Source organism: Sphingobacteriales bacterium, assembly GCA_016700115.1.
In the GTDB taxonomy this organism is placed as follows: domain Bacteria; phylum Bacteroidota; class Bacteroidia; order Chitinophagales; family UBA2359; genus UBA2359.
Genome location: CP064999.1, coordinates 5,499,628 through 5,522,296 on the forward strand (window position 1 = coordinate 5,499,628; position 22,669 = coordinate 5,522,296).

The 22,669-nt window shown below is 41.9% G+C and carries 15 protein-coding genes; 3 read left to right on the forward strand and 12 right to left on the reverse strand.

Features of this window, described 5'->3' with window-relative positions; translation table 11 throughout:
• Nucleotides 1–1,244 precede the first annotated feature (1,244 nt).
• Nucleotides 1,245–3,998, forward strand: coding sequence for a glycoside hydrolase (locus IPM47_19750; GenBank protein ID QQS29042.1), 2,754 nt, complete (start codon nt 1,245–1,247; stop codon nt 3,996–3,998).
• A gap of 53 nt (nt 3,999–4,051) precedes the next feature.
• Here IPM47_19750 and IPM47_19755 read toward each other — a convergent pair whose 3' ends face one another.
• Complete coding sequence (locus IPM47_19755; GenBank protein QQS29043.1) at nt 4,052–4,810, reverse strand: ROK family protein; 759 nt, start codon at nt 4,808–4,810, stop codon at nt 4,052–4,054.
• A 126-nt stretch (nt 4,811–4,936) separates the two neighbouring features.
• Between IPM47_19755 and IPM47_19760 the strand changes: the two genes are divergently transcribed.
• Nucleotides 4,937–5,566 carry a CAP domain-containing protein gene (locus IPM47_19760; protein QQS29044.1) on the forward strand — a complete coding sequence of 210 codons (630 nt, stop codon included), beginning with the start codon at nt 4,937–4,939 and terminating at the stop codon, nt 5,564–5,566.
• 34 nt (nt 5,567–5,600) lie between these two features.
• Here IPM47_19760 and IPM47_19765 read toward each other — a convergent pair whose 3' ends face one another.
• The 6 genes from IPM47_19765 to IPM47_19790 all read right to left on the reverse strand — a co-directional run bounded on the left by IPM47_19765 (nt 5,601) and on the right by IPM47_19790 (nt 13,407).
• Nucleotides 5,601–6,227, reverse strand: coding sequence for an LON peptidase substrate-binding domain-containing protein (locus tag IPM47_19765; protein ID QQS29045.1), 627 nt, complete (start codon nt 6,225–6,227; stop codon nt 5,601–5,603).
• A gap of 209 nt (nt 6,228–6,436) precedes the next feature.
• Nucleotides 6,437–6,796: a glutaredoxin gene (locus tag IPM47_19770; GenBank protein ID QQS29046.1), complete on the reverse strand. Its 360-nt coding sequence runs from the start codon at nt 6,794–6,796 to the stop codon at nt 6,437–6,439.
• A gap of 1,204 nt (nt 6,797–8,000) precedes the next feature.
• Nucleotides 8,001–9,686 (reverse strand): hypothetical protein, encoded by a 1,686-nt coding sequence (locus IPM47_19775; GenBank protein ID QQS29047.1) that lies wholly within the window; start codon nt 9,684–9,686, stop codon nt 8,001–8,003.
• Nucleotides 9,687–9,720: 34 nt separating this feature from the next.
• Nucleotides 9,721–11,328: a T9SS type A sorting domain-containing protein gene (locus tag IPM47_19780; protein QQS29048.1), complete on the reverse strand. Its 1,608-nt coding sequence runs from the start codon at nt 11,326–11,328 to the stop codon at nt 9,721–9,723.
• Nucleotides 11,329–11,338: 10 nt separating this feature from the next.
• Nucleotides 11,339–12,775 (reverse strand): hypothetical protein, encoded by a 1,437-nt coding sequence (locus IPM47_19785; GenBank protein ID QQS29049.1) that lies wholly within the window; start codon nt 12,773–12,775, stop codon nt 11,339–11,341.
• The gene (locus IPM47_19790; GenBank protein ID QQS29050.1) at nt 12,742–13,407 is read right to left on the reverse strand and encodes a hypothetical protein; all 666 of its coding nucleotides are present in this window, start codon (nt 13,405–13,407) and stop codon (nt 12,742–12,744) included. The genes IPM47_19785 and IPM47_19790 overlap by 34 nt, the downstream gene beginning before the upstream one ends.
• Nucleotides 13,408–13,921: 514 nt before the next feature.
• On the opposite strand from IPM47_19790, the gene IPM47_19795 reads away from it, so the two are divergent.
• Nucleotides 13,922–15,055 carry a transposase gene (locus IPM47_19795; GenBank protein ID QQS29051.1) on the forward strand — a complete coding sequence of 378 codons (1,134 nt, stop codon included), beginning with the start codon at nt 13,922–13,924 and terminating at the stop codon, nt 15,053–15,055.
• Between the two features lie 136 nt (nt 15,056–15,191).
• On the opposite strand, the gene IPM47_19800 is transcribed toward IPM47_19795, so the two are convergent.
• The 5 genes from IPM47_19800 to IPM47_19820 form a co-directional block, all read right to left on the reverse strand.
• Complete coding sequence (locus IPM47_19800; protein QQS29052.1) at nt 15,192–16,787, reverse strand: T9SS type A sorting domain-containing protein; 1,596 nt, start codon at nt 16,785–16,787, stop codon at nt 15,192–15,194.
• Between the two features lie 11 nt (nt 16,788–16,798).
• On the reverse strand, nt 16,799–18,751 hold the full coding sequence (locus tag IPM47_19805) for a right-handed parallel beta-helix repeat-containing protein (GenBank protein ID QQS29053.1): 1,953 nt from the start codon (nt 18,749–18,751) through the stop codon (nt 16,799–16,801).
• A gap of 550 nt (nt 18,752–19,301) precedes the next feature.
• A complete protein-coding gene (locus IPM47_19810) occupies nt 19,302–20,360 on the reverse strand; it encodes an IS1634 family transposase (GenBank protein QQS29054.1) in 1,059 nt (352 codons plus the stop codon).
• Nucleotides 20,361–20,365: 5 nt separating this feature from the next.
• Nucleotides 20,366–20,842 carry a hypothetical protein gene (locus IPM47_19815; protein QQS29055.1) on the reverse strand — a complete coding sequence of 159 codons (477 nt, stop codon included), beginning with the start codon at nt 20,840–20,842 and terminating at the stop codon, nt 20,366–20,368.
• A 214-nt stretch (nt 20,843–21,056) separates the two neighbouring features.
• Nucleotides 21,057–22,667 (reverse strand): T9SS type A sorting domain-containing protein, encoded by a 1,611-nt coding sequence (locus IPM47_19820; protein QQS29056.1) that lies wholly within the window; start codon nt 22,665–22,667, stop codon nt 21,057–21,059.
• Nucleotides 22,668–22,669: the final 2 nt, after the last annotated feature.

The following is a 22,669-nucleotide window of genomic DNA, read 5'->3' on the forward strand; positions in this document are numbered from 1 at the left end:
CCCAAATTAAAGACTTTAACCAATCATGCGTAGTGCAAAATTAAATTGGAGTTGGTATTAAATGTCTGTGAATGACTTAAAGAGTTGACTTAGGCTGTTAAGAATAATTGAAAAAGTCTGCCCTCCTTTAGGTAACAAACCGAGTAGTTTGTTTTCACCACCACCTTATTACCTTATTGTTCGAAGTGCATACATCCCTTTTTTATGCTTTCATTTTATAAGGTAATAAGGTTTGTGAGTTTACTTGTTATATATTTTACTAAGGTAATAAGGTTATATCACTTCACTTTCTAAAAGAACCCACCCAATTTAAAGACTTTAACCAATCATGTGTGGTGCAAAATTAAATCAGAGTTGGTATTAAATGTCTGTGGATGACTTAAAGAGTTGACTTAGGCTGTTAAGAATAATTGAAAAAGTCTGCCCTCCTTTAGGTAACAAACCGAGTAGTTTGTTTTCACCACCACCTTATTACCTTAGTAACCAACTAATTACACACTCAAAAAAAACCTTATTAACTTATTGTCCGAAGTGCATACATCCCTTTTTTATGCTTTCATTTTTATAACGTAATAAGGTTTGTGAGTTTACTTGTTATATATTTTACTAAGGTAATTAGGTTATACCATTAGGTTGTCAAAAATAATCCACCCAATTTAAAGACTTTAACCGGTCGTTCGGTGGGTAAAATGACTGTAGCATTAAATACAAATAACTAAGAAGCCGGTGCCGGCAGACCTCCGCACAATTGTACAGGAGTATTTTGGAATTTAGGGACGGTCTGGCCGATCTGCCAGGGCATACCTGCGATGCTGGGGATGGTCTATACAATCATACGGGGCATGAAAATAATTCTGGGGATGGTTTGGCCGATCGGAAGGGGCATGAAAATAATTCTGGGGATGCTCTGACAGACCTGTCAGCGATCAAATTAACCTAAATAAAGTCATTTTTAAACAATTATAGTACTCCCTTTGCTAAACAGACAGAGGGCGGTGCTAAATAGCAGGTGGGTGGTGCTGAATAGCGAGTGGGGTGGAAGTGGTTAAAAAAGAAAATGTTATAACCGCTCAACCAATCTGACATTTTTAAGGAACTCGCCAACAATAAGCACTTTTCCACCTCAATAAATCAAATCAAACAGAAGCCCTAATATCACCGGTTAAATGTATTTTTACAGCTTGTTTCTCGCGCTCCTCTTACTTGATTTAGGAAAAATCTGCCAAAGCATAAAAGCCCTTTCTATGCGTGTCTTTACCTTTTTAGTTTACCTGACGTTTTCGGGATGTTTTGCCCATATCGCCGCACAACAAAAACATATTTACATTGCCAACGACGATCATACCGATTATCTGTGGAGTGCCGATGTAGCAACCTATCAGCAAGCATTTCTGGATGTGTTGGATTATTACCTTGACCTGAACGAGGCCACCGCAACCAACCCTGTTCCCTACCAAAACCGCTACAACTGCGATGCCGCCTTTTGGGTATATACTTATAAAAAATACAAAACCCCAACCGAGTTTCAGCGATTGATTGACCAAATACAATCGGGGCATGTTACAGTGCCGCTCAACATGATGGTTGCTACTTATGGCGGTCAATCGGCAGAATCCATTATCAGGGGCATGTATTGGCAGGGAAAATTAGAACGGGAATACAATTTAGACCTGAACATTGCCATTTCGATGGAAAACCAAACCCACCCGTTGGGATTGGCCTCTTTATGGGCAGGCTCCGGCGCAAACTATTCGTGGAAAGGAGTTTGTGGATGTGCTTCGCCGGTTAGTTACCCGGAACTTGGAAATCGAACCCATGAAATTTACCAATACAAAGGCCCCGACAGTACCGGCGTTTTGATGAAATGGTATTCTTTGGATTACAATCAGGGATTAGGAGGTTATGCCGAAGCATGGAATCCCAATAATGCAGTCGGCGATTGTGCCGATAAATGCAACACCGTCAAATATCCTTATTGGGTAGCCGGAGGTTTTGGCAGGGGTTGGGATAACCTTACCACCTTCGACAGCACTTTTCCAACTGTGGCGCAAAGCAACAGCAATGCCACACAACAGGTATATGTTTCCAACGAAACCGATTTTTTCGAGCATTTCAACAGCTTGTATGGCAACAATCTTCCAACGGAATGTGTCACCTACGGCAACGATTGGGATACCGATTGCGCTTCGTTGGCAGAGGTAACGGCAAATGTGAAGAGAATGGTCGAAAAACTGCGAAGTGCCGAGGTAATGGCCACCCTGGTTGCCACACAAAACCCCGCTGCCTATCCGGCAGTTGATGAATTGCGCGAAAAATGTTGGGTAGCTTTAGGGCAATACTGGGAACACAACTTTGGATTGGGCGGATGCTGTGGAGATGACGAACGCGCAAACTGGCAGCGCGAATTGGCCGATGATGTAGCAGGATATGTAAATCAATTATACGCCCAATCATTAGCTGCACTTGGTTCGCGTATTCAAAAAACAGGAACCAATCTGCGCTTCTTTGTGCTGAACCCGCTGAACTGGACGCGCACCGATGTAGCCGATTTTGACTATACCGGCTCTTCCAATATCAAGGTTATAGACTTGCAAACCGGACAGGAAACCCCTTTTCAGATGGTAACGGTCAACGGAAGTTCTAAACTTCGCATTTTAGCTCAAAACATTCCCTCGATAGGATATAAAACCTACGAAGTTCAAGCCGGTGCAGGCATCAGTTTCCCCAATGCAATCACTGTAACGGGTAATCTTATGGAAAACGAGTTCTACCGTTTAACCGTTACCAATGCCGGGGTAATTACCTCATTACAGGATAAGTTGAATGGAAACACAGAATATTGTCAGGCTATTAACAGCAAGTATATCAACGATTTGGGTTCTGGCAACAGCAATACCGGTACGCTTTCCCTTGTCAACAATGGGGCGGTGTCAGCAACGTTTATGTGTACTTCGACAAACCCTATACAACATACCACCCTGATAACTTTATACAAAGACATCAACCGCATTGATTTACAAAACACCATCAATGCAAGTTTCGGCGACAATATCCGCACCTATTCCTTTTCGTTTAACCTGACCAACCCAACCACTCATCATGAGGAGTTGGGAGCAATACTAAAGGTAAAAAACACTTCATCGGGAGGGCATTATGCCATGAACGCCCGAAGACATGCTTGGCAAACACTCAATCATTTTGCCGATGTCGGCATTGCCGGAAGAGGCATCACCTTGTCAAATGCCGATGCAGGGTTTATGAAAATAGGCAGCAGCACCACCAACTTCCTCGACGAAACCTCCTCACAAATCAATGTGCTTGCAGGAGGACGGATGGCGGGTTCGGGACCCGGTATTTTTAACCAACACGGCGATACACAGTTTCTGAACCGTTTCGCCCTGCACATCCACAACAACAGTTTCAATCAGGCAACCGCCATGAAATGGGCTTTAGAGCATCAAAACCCGCTTATCTGTGGCATAGTCGGCGGAGGAACAACCTTTCCCGAAACCATGTTTTCCTACCTGTCGGTTTCCGATCCAAACGTTGTTCTCTGGACACTAAAACCTTCGGAAGAGGGCGTGGAGGATGGCGGAATTATCGCCCGTCTATGGAATCTCTCCACAACGCCCTCAGTTTGCACAGTAGATTTTACCCGAACCGCCAACTCTGCCACTCGAGCCACCCATATCGAAACAGACCTTTTGCCTGCCGATTTGGTCAATGGCAATCTAACTGCCAACCTTGGGCAACAACAAATGCAAACCTACCGCATTTATCTCGGTTGTAACGAAAACATTCTGATTGAAGGAGAGGCGGTTGTCTGCTCCGGAAATAACCAATATACCTATAGTGTCGCCTCATTGCCCTATGCAACCTATAATTGGCAGGTAAGCAGTGGCGGAGATATCATTCAGGGTCAGGGAACATCCTCAATTACCGTTCAATGGAACTCGGGCACATTGGGAACAGTATCGGTCGAAGAAATAGTACCGTAAAATATGCCGGTGCGCATCGTTATAGTTCCTGCTAACAGATATATCTAAAAGCGTTAAACTCCCAAGCCATAATCTTTGTTGGCAGCCATAGCAGCACCGATAATGCCGGCGCGGTTGAGGAGAGCGGCAGGCAAAACTTTGGTTTTAACGGTCAATTGGTCTTGAAAACGGTTGAACGATTTGCTTGCCCCTCCACCAATGATAATTAAATCGGGGTAAAATAGCGAGGCTAATTTAAGGAGGTAATGATTGAAACGAACGCCCCAGTCTTTCCACGAAAGCCTTTGCCTTTGTCTGACGGCATCGGCCGCATATTTTTCGCCAATTTTACCGTTATCCAATATGATATGTCCAAATTCAGTATTGGGCACTAATTCGCCATTCAGAAATAAGGCCGTACCTATTCCGGTACCGACCGTAACTATCACTACTGTTCCTTTTATATCTCTGCCATTTCCGAAGTGCATTTCTGCCATTCCCGCAGCATCAGCATCGTTCAACACCGTTACAGGACAACGGGTGGCTTCGGTCATCAAAACTTCAAAATTGACCCCTATACATTTTTTATCTACATTAGCAGCCGTCAACACCACCCCATGCTGTACTACTCCCGGATACCCGCAACCAATTTTTCCCCGCCATTCAAAATTAGCAACCACTTCAGAAACGGTCTTAGCCAGGGCAGCAGGAGTGGCAGGTTTGGGAGTATCGAGCCGGAACCGGGGAGTGGTCATTTCGCCGGTAATTGTGTCAACCACCGCTCCTTTTACTCCGGTACCGCCAATATCAATCCCTAATATGTAACTTTCCATCGCTGCATTGTTAGTATCATAATTTATCCTGTGGCAAATATACTATTTCCCATAAAAAAATGGTTAATTCTCTTTATTGTGTTTAGCGTTTAGCCCATTTCTCAAAAGTCGTGAACCATGATTAAAATGTTATACTTTTTTCTGTGTTCTTTAAGTATTTTTATCGCCATAGCCTGTACCGGGCAGCATAATCACAAAGAACCGCTCATGAATCCAATCACCACCAACGAACCAAAAACCATAGCAAGCGGCAATACAGCCAACAGCATGATCAATCCCGATAATTTTGACGAAGAACTACTTGCCAAACTGCTGTTGGAAGGCATCAATCAATTGAGAGCCAAAAAAAAGTTGGGACCGCTAAAGCCTGACGAACTATTGGCAAAAGCAGCATCAGACCAAAACCTTTTTGTTACCAGACGTGGCAAACTTTCGCACGAGCAAAGCGCCGGCAGCGAAAAACAAACTGTTGGCAAACGGGTGGCATATTATGGAGGTCATTACGAAATGATTGGTGAAAATCTTCAGCTATGGGGGTTTATGGTCATTACTCAGGGCAGAAATTCAACAATTGAATATACCACTTACAAGGAAGCAGCCGAAGGAATGGTAAAAAACTGGGTAACCTCAAAATCACACTATGAAAACCTGATCCGAAAGGAATTCAAATTAGTAGGCACCTCGATTGGATTCAATAAAAATAAAAACGGGTTGTATGCCACACAAGTATATGGTTCCTATAAATTAGATCAATAACCGGCCAATCAGAATTTGGTAAATTGTGAAGTGATTACAAATCTAAGGGCTTAAAATTTTTAAAATACCCGTTCATTTGCACCTTTAATTTTAACCGCTCAATTTCTATTACTCTTGGCACTAATTCCTGAAGATGGGCTAAGATAAATTGTTGCCTTTCGTATTCGTTCAAAATCTGCAGTAAAGCGTACTCCTGATCCATACTGAAGCCAATATGATGGGCTATATTGTAGGATTTGTAGTTGTCGAATGTCTTTTTTATGTTCAGGGCTTTATACAGTTGCTCAATCAGGTTTTGGATTTTAAGTTCGTCTATAATTTGCCCGTTGTCCGGATTATCCGGTAAAACAACCTCTCCCCCCGAATATAACTTACCTTCTACCAAGGGGTTAAATTGTTTCAATTCAAACACATTCAACCCCTCTGCCACAATGTCCATTTCGCCTTCAGGGAAATAATTGGACACAGATGAAACCCACACTTCAGTACCGAAGTTTCCGACTTTTTTATGGATATGAGTGGGAATGCCAAAAGTCGTTTGTTTGACCACTGCTTCAGTAATGAGTTGCCGGTACCGGGGTTCAAAAATATGTAACTTGATTTGTTCGCCCGGATATGCTACAATGTTTAATGGAAATAGCGGTAAGAATTTGGATTCCATTTTTAATAAAACGTTGGACTTTCGAAATAAGACAAAAAAAATCAGACCATTAGGTTTAAAAAATCTCTGATATACAATCTTTAAAATTTTGATAACAACTGCTTAAATGGGCTTGGAAAAATACCAAAATTCAGGATAAACCAAGTTCGAAAATGATAATTCGACCGGCCAATAGTCTTGCATTAAGTCTTATTATTCAAAATCTCCCCTTATTGTAATTGCAACACATCATTAGGACTGTTGCATAAAATAGCCTTATTGCCTCTGACTGCAATAGGAGCTTTAATCAAATCGGGGTTATTGATCAATATATTTAACCAGCCTTCGGCATCAAAATCGCGACCTTTAATATTTTCCTGATAATACGAATCCGATTTGTTGAGCAAGTCTTTGGGTCGAAGTTCTAACATAGCCAACAATTGATGCCACATCATTTGAGTAAATGGTGTTTTGTGATATTCTACCTCTCTGACTGCCGGAGTAATGCTTCGGGCAATAGCCAATACTTTGCGTGCACGAGCAGATTGGGGATTGTAATACACCAAAATTTCTGAAGCATGAGTTTTCATAAAACCACAAGTTTTTTTGTGAAGAAAGGAGGTTGTTGGCTGTTGCCTGTAATGTTTTAGCGCATGTTTTTTTGTTTAAGTCTATATGCTTTACACTTAATATTTCAAAATCAATCCTTGATTTTTTTACTTTCGATTTTTTTGAAAAAGGTGAATTGGTTTAAAGAAAAATCATTTTTTTGAAAATAAAGTTAAATTTAGACATTTTACTGACAATTATACTCTATTCTTTTCATTTCCCGACCCCGGTAAAGACATTTTTTTTTTAACGATTTGAAAGGACAGTTCGATAAAGTTGCATAAAAAGGAAGGTAAAGCCATAGTTTTGATTTTATCCCAAACGAAACCCCGCTTTTCCTTATGAAAATCGTAACATCACAAGAGCAATATTATCTAAGAAGTCCTGTATTGGCAAATGTAAATTGAAATTTATAGTTCACCTAATAATTTTATTTTTATGTGTGCGTGGACGGTAGAACTGTCTGATGATGTCTCGATATGGGAAGTACGGCGAGCAGACGTATCGTCAGCGTTTTGAAAAGAGCTTTGATTTCAAAGGGTTCAACAAGGTGATTTTAGAAAACCGGAGGAAGGAGTTCATGGGTGAATTAGCCCCCAGGTATATTAGTAATAGTGGGTAGCACTCACCGGGAACCGGTCGTTTTTTCTGGCTGTTCCGGTTTTGGAGATTAGAGATTGCCGGTTTAGCTGTTGGGGACGTAGAAAATCATACAGCCCTGCACCATCACGCTTAACAAACCTAAAATGTGAAGAGAAAAGAAAGCCAGAGAGTTTATTACGCCCCGATCATCAGTAAACAAGCTCAAGAATTGCAAAAACTGTCAAAAGTGTTAAATTTAGATGCGTTTTTCTCTAAAAGCCTTTGTGGACAGCCTCTGCGAAATAGGAATTTAGATGGTAATACCAACTATGATTTAACTTTGAACCATCAATTACTGACATACGTCTTTAAATACCCCTCCTTTCCCCATTTGAGGGGCAGGGGGGTGTCAGGTTAGGGGTGGGTTCTTTTAGATAGTGAAGTGGTATAAGGCAGTTCCAATGTAATATTTAATTGCGTTTCGCCTATACAGGCGAGCGTCAAAAAAACAAGGGCAAACCCAGAGCTTATAACCACAAAACTAACCACAAAAAATTTCAACTAAACATTTCAAAATCATTGAATTGTTAATTTTTTTCTGACTTACTCTTCTACAATTCCAAACGTACGCCAGGCAGTTCCTGAACCTACATCGGCACATACCCACCCTGCCGGAGAACCCACAGCAGGATTAGAGTTGAATATAATATCGCCAATTTTGGTCGGATTTTCAGGGGCAATATCCGATATGCCTATTTTTATTCTGTTAACGCCACTACCTATAAAAAATCCTCTTGGAAATGCGACATAGCCCAATAAACGATGTCCGCTTCCATTATCCGTCGTATTGGCCACCGTGCTGGAAAAGGCCATACCTGTGCTAACTTCTGCCGGTACTAATACGCTTTCAGGGTCATTAAGCATTGGTTGGGCATAGTATCTCAACCGGTACCAATTGCTGTATGCGCCCGCTTGGTCGGGTGTATATTCAAGTCGCCATCGCCCGAATAAAACATCATCAAGCGAGCCGATAGGGATATCTTTAATGCTTTCTTCAACCGTACTTATCTCAAAATTGACTGAATTTTTCCGGCTTTGATTATTGCCCAATAAAATTTTAATTTCGGCCAACTCTTCTTCATCACTTGTTTGTTCCAATCGTTCTATCAATTGTTGGCGTTGGTCAATCAACTCTTCGAGTTGGCGGTAAAGGTCAAATCTGGAACGCACGGTAGAGATTTGTCTTTCGTCGAGATCTGCATTGTCTAATCTTTCAAAAGGAAATAAGCCGGTTTGGAAATCTTCGTTAGCCCCAAATTCAAATATGATGCCTTTCAATGCCCCACCTGCGGTAAAATCCACAATACTTCCGCCCGTTCTGTTTTCAAAACGGATGCCCCGGTTCTTATCCTGTATATAAAAAGTCTGGTCTTTCCATATCGTACCGCTTCCAACCGGTATTTCCGATTCCGCTCCAATCCAGATTCCCGGTTTATCTATTTTAGGCGACAACTGATTAAATTCTGCATAACATCCCAAAAACAGACCATTTTTAGCCTGATAACTAATAGGTTGAGGACCGCTTTCAATTCCTGCGGTATGGCATCCATAATAATTGTTACCCGATTTGCTTTGATCTATAACAGCCCCTTCCAAATTTGCATTGACATCTAACGCTATACTTACCCCATTAGAGGCCGCCGTAAAAAATCCGTATCGGGCATTGTTATACAATTTCACATAATACAAATGACATCCATTGGCGGTTTCTTCAATGTGAATTCCGTCAGATAACGCAAGTTCTACATATAGTTGTTTAATTGAGGCGGGCTCCGACAACAATATTCCGTGTTCCATTTGTCCGGTGTTACTTCTTCTTACTTTAAAGTGCTCCATGGTTACACCGGTTGCTAAAACTCTGATTGCCGGGCTAAGTACGGTTTCATTTGCATATTCTATTATGGTTGAGCGTCCACCGTCTCCGCTGATTATGACCGGACGGTCAATATTTAAAGTATTGAGAATTGGATATTTAGTGTAGGTAGCCGGATCAGGAGCAGGATCTAAAGCAGTGGTACATGTATAGCTTGCCGGGAAATATATCCGTTTAGGTGTATTTCCTAAATTAAGTATGATTTGGAAAACTCTATCCCAAGTATGATCACCTGTTTCAAGTGTTGGTTCTCCTGCTAAGGTATCTAATAAATGGTCTGGATCTGAAATTGGATTGCTGTTTGCCGAGGCATAGATGGGATAAATATTAAGAGCAAATTCAACTATATTTATCATATTATTTAGTCTTTGAGTTTAACAAGTTTTAAAATCATTCCCCCGAAACCACCAACCTGATGGTAGTTTGGGAGTTAGGGGTGATGAGTTGCAAAAAGTAAAGACCGGGCGGCCAGGTATGCGAAGGCAGAATTCCGGACGGTTGGTTGGGTTGTTCCCGGTAGAGGATACTGCCGGTAAGGTTAAACACCCGCAACTCTAAGGCAGCACCCGATGAAATACGGTCTGCCTGCCAGAATATGTTTTGGTTTGCCGAAACAGGATTTGGATAGAGCGACAAAGTGGGCAGGTTGGACTTAGGTGTATCTATGCCGGTGGCGACATCAATTAGTGTGCAAAGGGTATCGTTTCCGCAGGGGTTGGTGGCGACGAGGCAAAGGTTGTAGGTTCCGGGATTGGGATAGGTGTAAACGGGCATTGCAGTTTGGGCAGTATCCGAATTTCCGAACAGCCAGGTATATTCATGGGCACCTGTGGAGGTGTTGCTTTCTATGTTCAGGGTGTAATTGTCTAAGGAATGGGTAAAAGCTGCCTGCGGACGGCAATTGCCGGTGGAATCCATTTTTACGAAGAAGGGGTAGGCCTCATAATTAGGGGAGGTAATGTGTACTGCCACGCCACCTACTAGATAACCCCCATCAGATGTTTTCATGATGGTTCTACCTACTGTCTGGTAATTTTGTATCCCAATATAGTCAGACTGCCATTGCAGGTTGCCATTGTTGTCTGTTTTGACAACCCAAAGCTTCTCGAATAAATAAGTTCTTCCTACTGTAATATAGCCGTCCGTACCTGTGCTGATGATGTTATTAAAACCATACTCGTATGGATTCACTGGTGGAATAGTAGTTTGATACGCTTTACTCCAAATCATATTGCCGTTCAGGTCAACTTTTATTACAACGCGATTTCCCGTGGTAACGATATAGCCGTCTCCCTCGTTGGCGTGAATAATGCTTCGGGTTTCCGGATAATAACCAAGACAAGTTTGGCTTATTGAGCCACTGTTGTGAACTTTGATAAAGCATGAATGACAATCATTACATTGAGCAAAAACCATCCAGCCGTTTCCGTCCAATAAAGGAACTATATCGTTATTTTCACCTGCTGCCCAGTCATCAAGGGTTTGTACCGGAAGTATTAGATAATTAAGAAAACTTGAGTATGTTCCGGTGAAACTGTTTACAGACCATGTACAATTATAATTCATAGGAATATCAGCATCGCCCAGAAGTTGAAAAGTTAAACCAGAATAAACGACATTGTCGCCGGTACCATTTATGGATTCACAAATACCAAAGAAAAGAGAGGACAAAACTGATTCGGGAATTTCCCATTCTAATTCAAGATTGAGGTTTAGTTTCTTTACCCCAAACATATACCCTCCGTCTGTTGTCCGTACACCATGACCTCCTGCATGATTACTTGTTAAAAGCGTATCTCCGGTTTCAGAATTTAAGATGACAATGCCCGGATATCTGCCAGAACTCAAAAAGTTCCCGTCATCCATTTCGAATAAATCAAAAACTTTTGTATCGTAATAGGACGAAGCATTTGATTTGAAATAGCTCACCCACCCTTGTGAAAATACAAATTGCGGGCAGATCAGAACAGCCAACAAAGAGATTGAAATTTTTTTCATGGTATTGTTATTATGGGTTTATGAACCAAAAAGGTTTCCATACGGCATTTATTGAGGCAGAAGGAGTTTCGGGGTCGAATATGAACGCCTCTGTACATATCCATGCTACATTGTCGCGTTCTAAGTTATTAGCTGTTTCACCTAAATAAAGAGGGCTCCTATTAAAATGTATATCGCCTATATTGCCGATAATTTTTTGTAAATATGGAGGAGAACCATAAACAGTCCCATTTACATGTACATCTTCTTCTACGGGCTTACCAGGCCCCACCGTTACTCTGATTTTCTTTTCCCCTTCTTCATCATTTTTGCTCAACAGGATGGGGTTAAAAAAGTAGGGCATTCCGGGCGGTATTTCATTTCCAGTAAAAAAACCGGAAAGCGATAAAGCCCTGCCGGCATCAGCATTGGCTTCGGAGAAAACATAATAGGGGCTGTTGCCCGTTCCGGTAACTTTATTTAGCAATTCTTTTACCGACAAAGCCCATTGTCGGGAGTTGGTATGTCCAAATCCGAAGATATCAACAGGGTCTTTTGGTCCTGCCTCGAAAAACACGCCTGCACCGCCCCATACTCCATCTTCCGGGTCGGGGTCTATGCCGGTCGAGTTTCTGAACCTGACCACCTGATTGTATAACGGAAAAATACCCCCTTGTTGGAGAATGGATGCCCCGTTCCGCCAATCACCATCGGGGTAGTAGTTGGGTGTCTGTTCCGAACTGCCCCCTATCCATTGAGTGGGGGTTTCGAGTTTTATGATGCCCTCCCCCGTGCAGCCGAGAAACAGGTTGCGGTTTACATCGCTAAGTACCCCCGCCGTATAGGCACCGGTTTCGTTGCCTTCGCTGTGGCAGCCGATATAGGTGTTCCCCAATGCACTGTTGTCATATATGCCCCATCCTCTGTTTCGGTTGGTAGTCAGCCCCACTATGGTAGAAGCATTGGAATCGATACCGGCAATATAAAGCCCGTTTCTTTTGCATTTGAAAATCCGGGTATTGTAAAACTGACTGACATTGGCATTGGTATAAACATGTCTGGGGTAGGCATTGTGGATATTGTCGCAAGCATAAATATAAAACACCTCTGAAACGGCATGAGCGCCGCTATCATAAGTAGCTTTTATCCGGATCGGTATTTCTCCGTAGGGGAAAGAGGCGGTATCTGCAAACAGATGAAATTCGACCGAACCTGCGGTAGTCGGGTCAGGAGGAGGGTCTCCGAAATCTACCTGCAAAAACGGAAGCAGCAATGCTGCAAAATCCTCTCCCCCGATCAGTATTTCAATTTGCAGGTTTTCTAATACGGTTCCATCGGGAAGTAAAGTATTGTTGGTAGTTCTTAAAAAATTAACGTCAAGATCGGTTTTCAGGTTCTTTGAGATATATGGGATAGGGTCTAATTCAAAATAGTTTAAAAACCGGAAATCAATGTAGTTGACCGGCAATAGATCTTCGGGGGCGGGGTGTGTTGATTTTCTTCATGTTGAATATCGGGCGGGTTGGCAATGAAAATTCCGTCAATCTGGTAGAACAACCCCCATATTCTTTGACCTTCTAAAAAGATTTTTTTGGAATTAGTGCCCACCACTCTGATGCCATCGCCCGGAAATCCGCTGATTGTACAGTTATTGACTGCTGCCCGCTTATGAAACATCATTCCGTGTCCGAAACCAAAATCGGGATTATATGGGTTTTCGTAGCTTTGGGAGGTGTTGGCATAAATCAAAGAGAAATCCTCTAAAGTAGGTTCGGCATTGGTGGTGAATGGCGCATCCAAAAAATCGGCAACATCAAAACCGGAAGACAAGACAAAATTGATGTCGGGCGATATGGGCAATGTTGGGTGGTTTAGAAACAAACCGGTACCTAAGTTACCACCTTCATAATTTGCATGAACAATCAATCCGTCTGCCGGCAATAACAGATTACTGTCAAAGGGGTGGGGAGCAAACGGGGCATTCACAATCAGAAAGGTGTTGTTAGGACCTGCCCCTCTGATGATGGGAGCACCGAAAATCTGAAGTGTGTTGCTGAAATGGTAGTATCCAGGCGGAATATATATTACCCCCCCCCCCATATATGTTGTTTTTCAGAGACAATTGTGCTTCATAAAAGCCGGCAGCCAGTCGCCGTTTGACGTATTGGGTGCGCCGGGCATTGTGGTGATATCAACAAACATAAGGAGGCAGATTTATTTAGGGTAATATGTTACAACTCTGCAAATATACCTTTTATTTTTGAAAACAAAATTTTTGGTAAGATTTTTTTATTTTTTTTGAAAATGTTTTTGAATCCAACATGGCTGCCACACATTAAAAAAAAGAAGGGAGGCGATATCTTTGTAATTTTGCGAATTGCAAACCCAAAATCAAAGTATATGCCTCCCAACATTCTGCCTTTAGAGTTATATAAAGACATCCTGTCAGTAGCAAAGATATTACAATTAAGGGATTTTCTGTACTGTTTTATGTGTATTCGATATGGAGTAAGTGTACGGAGTTTATGCCGCTATAGTAACTACTCTGTTCGCACTTGGTTTCGTTTTATGTCAGAGGACTACCTGTGGGAGCGCATTCGTATGAAGTTGTTTTTTGAAGTGGGTGTATCAACCGGAGGAGAATTATATTATAGCCATAGACGAAGTGGTAGAAGGGAAAAGTCGGGACAAGACCTATGGTTTGTCGAAGTTTTGGAGCAGCATTCAGAAATGCCCCATATTCGGGATTTGTTTTTTTTGTGCTTCTCTGATAGCTGTGGGGAAACGGAAATCATATCCGATGGTGGTAGAGCAAGTCGTACAGACAGAGGGGGACAGGAAGCGGATAGCGGAACAGAAAAAGAAGGCATTAGCTGGCAAGCAGCGCAGTGCCGAAGGCAGATGTTTGGTTCGTGGCAGGAAGCAAGGCAGCAAAAACCGACCCAAGCAGCCCAATCCTACGGCATCCTTTCGGGCATTCACCGCCTTGTTAAACAAGTTGCTTTCGTGCTTACCGGGCATCAACCTGACCTATATGGTAGCAGACTGTGCTTATGCCTCAGCAGATTATTTCTCTGCGGTAACAAAGACCGGACTTCACCTGATTACCCGTTTGCCTGTAAATGCCGCCCTCGTCTATGCCTACTCAGACCCAGTAGCCCCAAAACATCGGGGAAGACCCAAAAAATACGGAGAAAAAGTAGATTTGAACAACCTTGATAACCAAGAACTGAAAGACACCAAAACCGAAAATGGTCTCCTTACTCAGATATGGCAACTGCCCTGTTACAACAAATCCTTAAGCAAAAACCTGTTAAATGTGGGGATAGTAAAAATAACCAATTTGAAAACCCAAAAAGTAGCCTTCTCTAAATTTTGCACCACCGACCCTAACCTCGACTGGCAAACTATGATAGATTATTATAGTTTGCGTTTTCAGATTGAGTTTGACTTTCGGGATGCCAAACAATTTTTCGGACTATCCGATTTCAAAAACTACACCTCGAAAAATCTGACCAATTTTGTTAATCTATGCTTTACCGCTACCTTGACGGCTAAAATTTTGCAGGCACAATATCAGGTTAAATACAATAACCCTAACTTTAGCATTTTAGACCTCAAAATACTCTGTAATACGCGTTTTACGGTCAAAACAGTTATTAAATTGGTACGAAAATCGCCCGATTCAATTTTTAATACTCAATTCGCAGACGGGTTTATGCCAACAGATTTGGTCAATGTCGCTTAAATATCTATAATATAGAAGAAAAAACACGACCGTCTTATCTTATATTTGTGGCAGCCTTGTTGGAATCATTACCATTTTTAAAGTTTTGAACGGCAATCAGGCTTACTTAAAAATTGGATTTATACAAGTTTTAAAATCATTCCCCCGAAACCACCAATCTGACGGTAGATTGGTAGTTAGGGGTGATGAGTTGCAGAAAGTAAAGCCCGGGCGGCCATGTATGCGATGGCAGGATTCCGGAAGGTTGGTTGGGTTGCTCCCGGTAGAGGATATTGCCTGTAAGGTTAAACACCCGCAATTCTAAGGAAGCACCCGAAGAAATGCCGTCTGCCTGCCAAAAGATGTTTTGGTTTGCTGAAACAGGGTTTGGATATAGCGACAAAGTGGGAACGTTGGACTTAGGTGTATGTGTGCCGGTGGCGACATCAATTTGTGTGCAAAGGGTATCGTTCCCGCAGGGGTTGGTGGCAACGAGGCAAAGGTTGTAGGTTCCGGGATTGGGATAGGTGTAAACGGGCATTGCAGTTTGGGCAGTATCCGAATTTCCGAACAGCCAGGTATATTCATGGGCACCTGAGGAGGTGTTGGTTTCTATGTTCAGGGTGTAATTGTCTAAGGAATGGGTAAAAGCTGCCTGCGGCCGGCAATTGCCGGTGGAATCCATTTTTACGAAGAAGGGGTAGGCCGTATAATCTGCAAAAGATACAACAGCAACACCGCCAATAAGATAACCCCCGTCCGAAGTTTTCATGACGGTTCTTCCGACAGTTCTATAGTTTTTTATTCTGATATGGTCGGATTGCCATTGTTCATTGCCGTTGTTGTCTATTTTGATGACCCAGAGTTTTTCGTCATAGTTAGTTCTTCCGACAGCAATATAGCCGTCTGCCCCTGTGCTGATAATGTCGTGAAAACCATAGACATAAGGAACAGGAGGCGGAACCGTGGTTTGATATATCTTACTCCAAATGATATTGCCATTCAGGTCAACTTTTATTACAACACGATTTCCCATGGTAACGATATAGCCGTCTCCCTCGTTGGCATGAATAATACTTCGAGTATCAGCAGGAGAACCGAGGCAATTTTGGCTAAATGTAAAGGGATAAGTAACCTTGATAAAACAGCAACCACAATTATTACAATGCGCAAAAACCATCCAGCCGTTTCCGTCCAACAAAGGTACCATGTCGTTATTTTCATCTGCTGCCCAGTTATCAAGGGTTTGTACGGGAAGGGCAAGAATTGTTGGTTCGGAAAAGCTTTCTGAAATTAAACTTATTTGCGATATTGAATTGTATTCATAAGGAATTGGAGCATCGCCATATAACAGGTAAGAGATGCCGGAGAAATAAACATTGTTATTTGAACTTAGTATGGCTTCTTGAATATAAGTATATGAACTTACATCTGTTGCAACCCACTCAATATCAAAGTTATTGTTGAGTTTACTGACACCGATAAAATATCCACCGTCTGTTGTTCTTACAGCATGTCCCATTACGATGTTGCTTGTCGAAATTGTGTCGCCGGTTTCCGAATTTAGCATCACCATACCTGGATCCATTCCCGTACATAAATAGTTTCCATTTTCTAACTCAAAGAGATCAAAAACACTGGTATAAGCGGGACCTAAAAAATACTCTGGTAGGAAATAACTCACCCATCCATGTGCGAACAGGTATTGAGTAGAAAACGTAAGTGCTAGTATATAATTTAATATAGTTTTCATGGCATTGAGATTTAAAAAGCAATGAGCCAAAATGGTTTCCAGACAGCTTCAATAGATGCAGTAGGGTTTTCTATATCAAACTGGAAAGGCTCAGTACAAATCCAAGCTACGTAATCTAAGCCCGATTCATTTTTAGGCGAACTGTTAAAATGAATATCTCCGATATCGCCAACTATTTTTTTTATTGTTGTAAGTGGAATTACCCCCGGAGTATAAACAGGTAAGCCATCATGATAAACATCCTCCAAAGGGGGTTTACCAATTCCCACCGTTATTCTAATTTTCTTTTCCCCTTCTTCATCATTTTTGCTCATCAGGATGGGGTTGAAAAAGTAGGGCATTCCGGGCGGTATTTCATTTCCAGTAAAAAAACCGGAAAGGGATAATGCCCTGCCGGCATCAGCATTGGCTTCGGAGAAAACATAATAGGGGCTGTTGCCCGTACCGGTAACTTTATTTAGCAATTCTTTTACCGACAAAGCCCATTCTCGGGAGTTGGTATGTCCAAATCCGAAGATATCAACAGGGTCTTTTGGTCCTGCCTCGAAAAACACGCCTGCACCGCCCCATACTCCATCTTCCGGGTCGGGGTCTATGCCGGTCGAGTTTCTGAACCTGACCACCTGATTGTATAACGGAAAAATACCCCCTTGTTGAAGAATGGATGCCCCGTTCCGCCAATCACCATCGGGGTAGTAGTTGGGTGTCTGTTCCGAACTGCCCCCTATCCATTGAGTGGGGGTTTCGAGTTTTACGATGCCCTCCCCCGTGCAGCCGAGAAACAGGTTTCGGTTTACATCGCTAAGTACCCCCGTTGTATAGGCACCGGTTTCGTTGCCTTCGCTGTGGCAGCCGATATAGGTGTTCCCCAATGCACTGTTGTCATATATGCCCCATCCTCTGTTTCGGTTGGTAGTCAGCCCCACTATGGTAGAAGCATTGGAATCGATACCGGCAATATAAAGCCCGTTTCTTTTGCATTTGAAAATCCGGGTATTGTAAATCTGACTGACATTAGCATTGGTATAAACATGTCTGGGGTAGGCATTGTGGATATTGTCGCAAGCATAAATATAAAACACCTCTGAAACGGCATGAGCGCCGCTATCATAAGTAGCTTTTATCCGGATCGGTATTTCTCCGTAGGGGAAAGAGGCGGTATCTGCAAACAGATGAAATTCGACCGAATCTGCGGTAGTCGGGTCAGGAGGAGGGTCTCCGAAATCTACCTGCAAAAACGGAAGCAGCAATGCTGCAAAATCCTCTCCCCCGATCAGTATTTCAATTTCGAGGTTTTCTAATACGGTTTCGTCGGAAAGTAAAGTATTGTTGGTAGTTCTTAAAAAATTAACATCAAGATCGGTTTTCAGGTTCTTTGAGATATATGGGATAGGGTCTAATTCAAAATAGTTTAAAAACCTGAAATCAATGTAGTTGACCGGCAATAGATCTTCGGGGGCGGGGGTGTGTTGATTTTCTTCATGTTGAATATCGGGCGGATTGGCAATGAAAATTCCGTCAATCTGGTAGAACAACCCCCATATTCTTTGACCTTCTAAAAAGATTTTTTTGGAATTAGTACCCACCACTCTGATGCCATCGCCCGGAAATCCGCTGATTGTACAGTTATTGACTGCTGCCCGCTTATGAAACATCATTCCGTGTCCGAAACCAAAATCGGGATTATATGGGTTTTCGTAGCTTTGGGAGGTGTTGGCATAAATCAAAGAGAAATCCTCTAAAGTAGGTTCGGCATTGGTGGTGAATGGCGCATCCAAAAAATCGGCAACGTCAAAGCCTTGAGACAAGTCAAGATTGATGTCGGGCGATATGGGCAATGTTGGGTGGTTTAGAAACAAACCGGTACCTAAGTTACCACCTTCATAATTTGCATGAACAATCAATCCGTCTGCCGGCAATAACAGATTACTGTCAAAGGGGTGGGGAGCAAACGGGGCATTCACAATCAGAAAGGTGTTGTTAGGACCTGCCCCTCTGATGATGGGAGCACCGAAAATCTGAAGTGTATTGCTGAAATGGTAGTATCCGGGCGGAATATATATTACCCCCCCCCATATATGTTGTTTTTCAGAGACAATTGTGCTTCATAAAAAGCCGGCAGCCAGTCGCCGTTTGACGTATTGGGTGCGCCGGGCATTGTGGTGATATCAACAAACATAAGGAGGCAGATTTATTTAGGGTAATATGTTACAACTCTGCAAATATACCTTTTATTTTTGAAAACAAAATTTTTGGTAAGATTTTTTTATTTTTTTTCCTGACTTTGACAGTTAAATTTCACAAACCATTGATAATCAGCGAGTTAAGTTTCCTCAAAATGGCATAGTTGCCACTACAAAACGGGTTATTTAGTTCGCTGGAGCTAAGTCTTTGAACGGAGGGATACGAAATGCCGAAAGGATTTTGTTGGTTAATGCTGTGTCAGCACCTTTCAGCAAGTACTTTTTATCATCAATTGTTAGTTCAGACAATTGCATTTGATTGAGTTCTTCTTTAATACTGCATGGACTTAAGTTGATGTTTGCAAACTTTAGGGTTAGTTCCACCGTCCGTTCGAGCATGAATGCTAAAAAACAGGTCATGAAATGTCCTTTTTATCCTTTTGGGTGTCCAATGAAAAATTGGTCGAGTGGATAGGGTGGTCTTCAATACCCGGAAACTTTCTTCTATTTTCCATAATTGATGGTAGTTTGCCAAGACTTCTTCGTTCGTCATATCCGTTTTACTATACTGTATGCCGTAGTAACCATCCCATTTTGCATCTTCATCTATTCGTTCTTGGTCTATTTCAGCAGCTTTTGTATTGGTACTCTCCGCCATTTTCAGGAATCGGTTAGCCCCCTTTTTGTTTTGCAAGTCCGCTCCGTTGTCTAATTTGACTTTTGCTTTTTGTATTTGTCTTTCCCTGTCTCTTGCGTCTTTGGCTGCCCTTTTGGCACTCCAAGTAATTAGGAGTTTATCTTGCAATTTTTGTTTCTTTGTATTGGCATCGCTGTAGGTTGTTTCGTAATCCAACACTTTCCAGCTAAATGTTACTTCACCCGTATCCTCGCACACAGTCTTTGTCTCCATATCATTGGTTGCCAAAATCTTTTGTACCAACTTTTGGGGCATCGATTTTAAGCGGGCACTAACAATGTAGTCATAGCCCGCTTGACGTATTAAATTAAAATTTTCTTTCGAGTTGAGACCTTTGTCGGCTACTACAATGACTTTTCTTATATTAAACTGCTTTTCTAACATTTTCAGCGCATCTACCATCGTCTGACCATCAAAAGTATTACCCGGAAAAAGATCGTAGCCTATCGGTCTGCCTGTGCTATCTATAAATAAGCCCATCACCACTTGTACTTCATTAAACTTTCCAGCTTTGCTAAACCCAAATTCGCGTAAAGCATCTGCTCTGTTTGTCTCAAAGTGATAATTCGTTACATCATAAAAAGCAACTTCGATGGGCTTAGCATAAACGCCTTTTTTATGGTAAAACAGTTGTGTCTCAATTGCCTGCTTTTTATCACACAAAAAATCTAAACTTCGGTAAATTTCTTGCAACCCAATTATGTTTCCTGCCCATAAAACAATTTCTGATCTTTAAATGCTTGATGTTTTGATTTGCTTTTCAACAGACGATGAATCACACAATAGAAAATCACCTCTTCTATATCGAACTTTATCCTTGTTCCCTTAGCACATTTTTTGATAATTTCTCCGATGCCAAGTTGCTCCCATACTTTTTTATAGACCAAATGACCATAACAGAAGCGTGCAGTTTCCTGCAAATTCTCTGCCCCAATGCAAGGCGTGTTATTCAATGACAGCAATTTCTGCCCAACTGATAGTAGGAATCCTGAATCACGCAACTGGTCAAGGCGACCAAAGTTGGCAATTACCTTGTGCTTGGTAGTCTTTCCTTCACGAAAAGATTCCACTAACTGAATATACGTATGGTTTTTAGATTTAGTGGCTTTTACAAACATACCGCAAATGTAAGCATATTGTCTTAAAAACAATAGCCTAAGAAAAAAAGTTGCCACTACAATTGCGGTTTCTTATTTCTTATTATCATTGATTATTAACGGGTTATCTCATTTAACTGTCAAAGTCAGGATACCTTTTATTTTTGAAAACAAAATTTTTGGTAAGATTTTTTTATTTTTTTTTAAAAAATGTTTTTGAATCATTACCATTTTTAAAGTTTTTAACGGCAATCAGGCTTACTTAAAAATTGGATTTATACAAGTTTTTAAATCATTCCCCCGAAACCACCAACCTGACGGTAGTTTGGGAGTTAGGGGTGATGAGTTGCAAAAAGTAAAGACCGGGCGGCCAGGTATGCGAAGGCAGGATGCCGGACGGTTGGTTGGGTTGTTCCCGGTAAAGGATATTGCCGGTAAGGTTGAACACCCGCAACTCTAAAGCAGCACCCGTAGAAATGCCGTCTGCCTGCCAAAAGATGTTTTGGTTTGCTGAAACAGGGTTTGGATATAGCGACAAAGTGGGAACGTTGGACTTAGGTGTATGTGTGCCGGTGGCGACATCAATTTGTGTGCAAAGGGTATCGTTCCCGCAGGGGTTGGTGGCGACGAGGCAAAGGTTGTAGGTGCCGGGGTTGGGATAGGTGTAAACGGGCGTGGCGGTTTGGGCCGTATCCGAATTTCCGAACAACCAGGTATAGTTATGCGCACCTGTCGAAGTGTTGCTTTCTATGTTTAGGGTGTAATTGTTTAAGGAATGGGTAAAAGCTGCCTGTGGACTGCATTTGCCTGTGGAATCCATTTTTACGAAGAAGGGGTAGGCCTCATAAAGAGGATAGCCTATGGTTGCAACTCCGCCAATAAGATAACCTCCGTCTGATGTTTTCATGATGGTTTTGCCAACTGTATTGTAGTTTTTTATACGGATATGGTCAGACTGCCATTGCAGGTTGCCGTTGTTGTCTGTTTTGACTACCCAAAGATTTTGATTATTTTTGGTTCTTCCTACAGCAATATACCCGTCCTCTGCCCCTGTGCTGATGATGTCGTGAAAACCATAGACACCGGGTACAACAGGCGGAACCGTGGTTTCATAATACTTGGTCCAAACATGATTGCCATTCAGGTCAACCTTTACAATAATACGATAACCATCGGTAACGATATAACCGTCTCCTTCATTGGCATGGATAATAGTTCGGGTATCAACTTCCCACAAACTAACGCAACTTTGGCTAATAGAACCAAGAGAAGGAACCTTAATAAAGCAACCATCGCAATAATTACAATGTGCAAAAACCATCCAACCGTTTCCGTCTAATAGAGGGACCATATCGTTAATAATAGGTCCTGAAGACCAGTCATCAAAAGTTTGTACGGGAAGGGCAAGAAAATTAACTGAATTTGGATACAAGCCGGTAGTACTGTTTAAAGACCAGATAAAATTATATTCAAACGGATAATACGCATCTCCCAACAGTAATGTTGTTGATGTGCCTGAATATATAACTAAATCTCCGGAACCTTGAATTATTTCCCAAATGCCACCCAAACCGTATATGCTTTCAGTAATAGACCATTCTATCTCAAAATTTGCATTTAATTTGGTTTTATTGAACATGAAACCACCGTCAGTTGTACGTAAGGCATGGCCTTGAGCAATATCAGATGTCCAAAGAGTATCGCCGGTTTCTGAATTTAAAAGTACCATACCCGGTTTCCTGCCAGAACTCAAAAAGTTTCCGTCATCCATTTCAAATAAATCAATAACAGATACATTGGAAAAAGATGTGGTGTTTGATTTAAAATAATTTACCCAATTTTGCGCATAGGCAAATTGTAAGTAGAAAAGAGTTGATAATACATAATATTTTAATTTTTTCATGG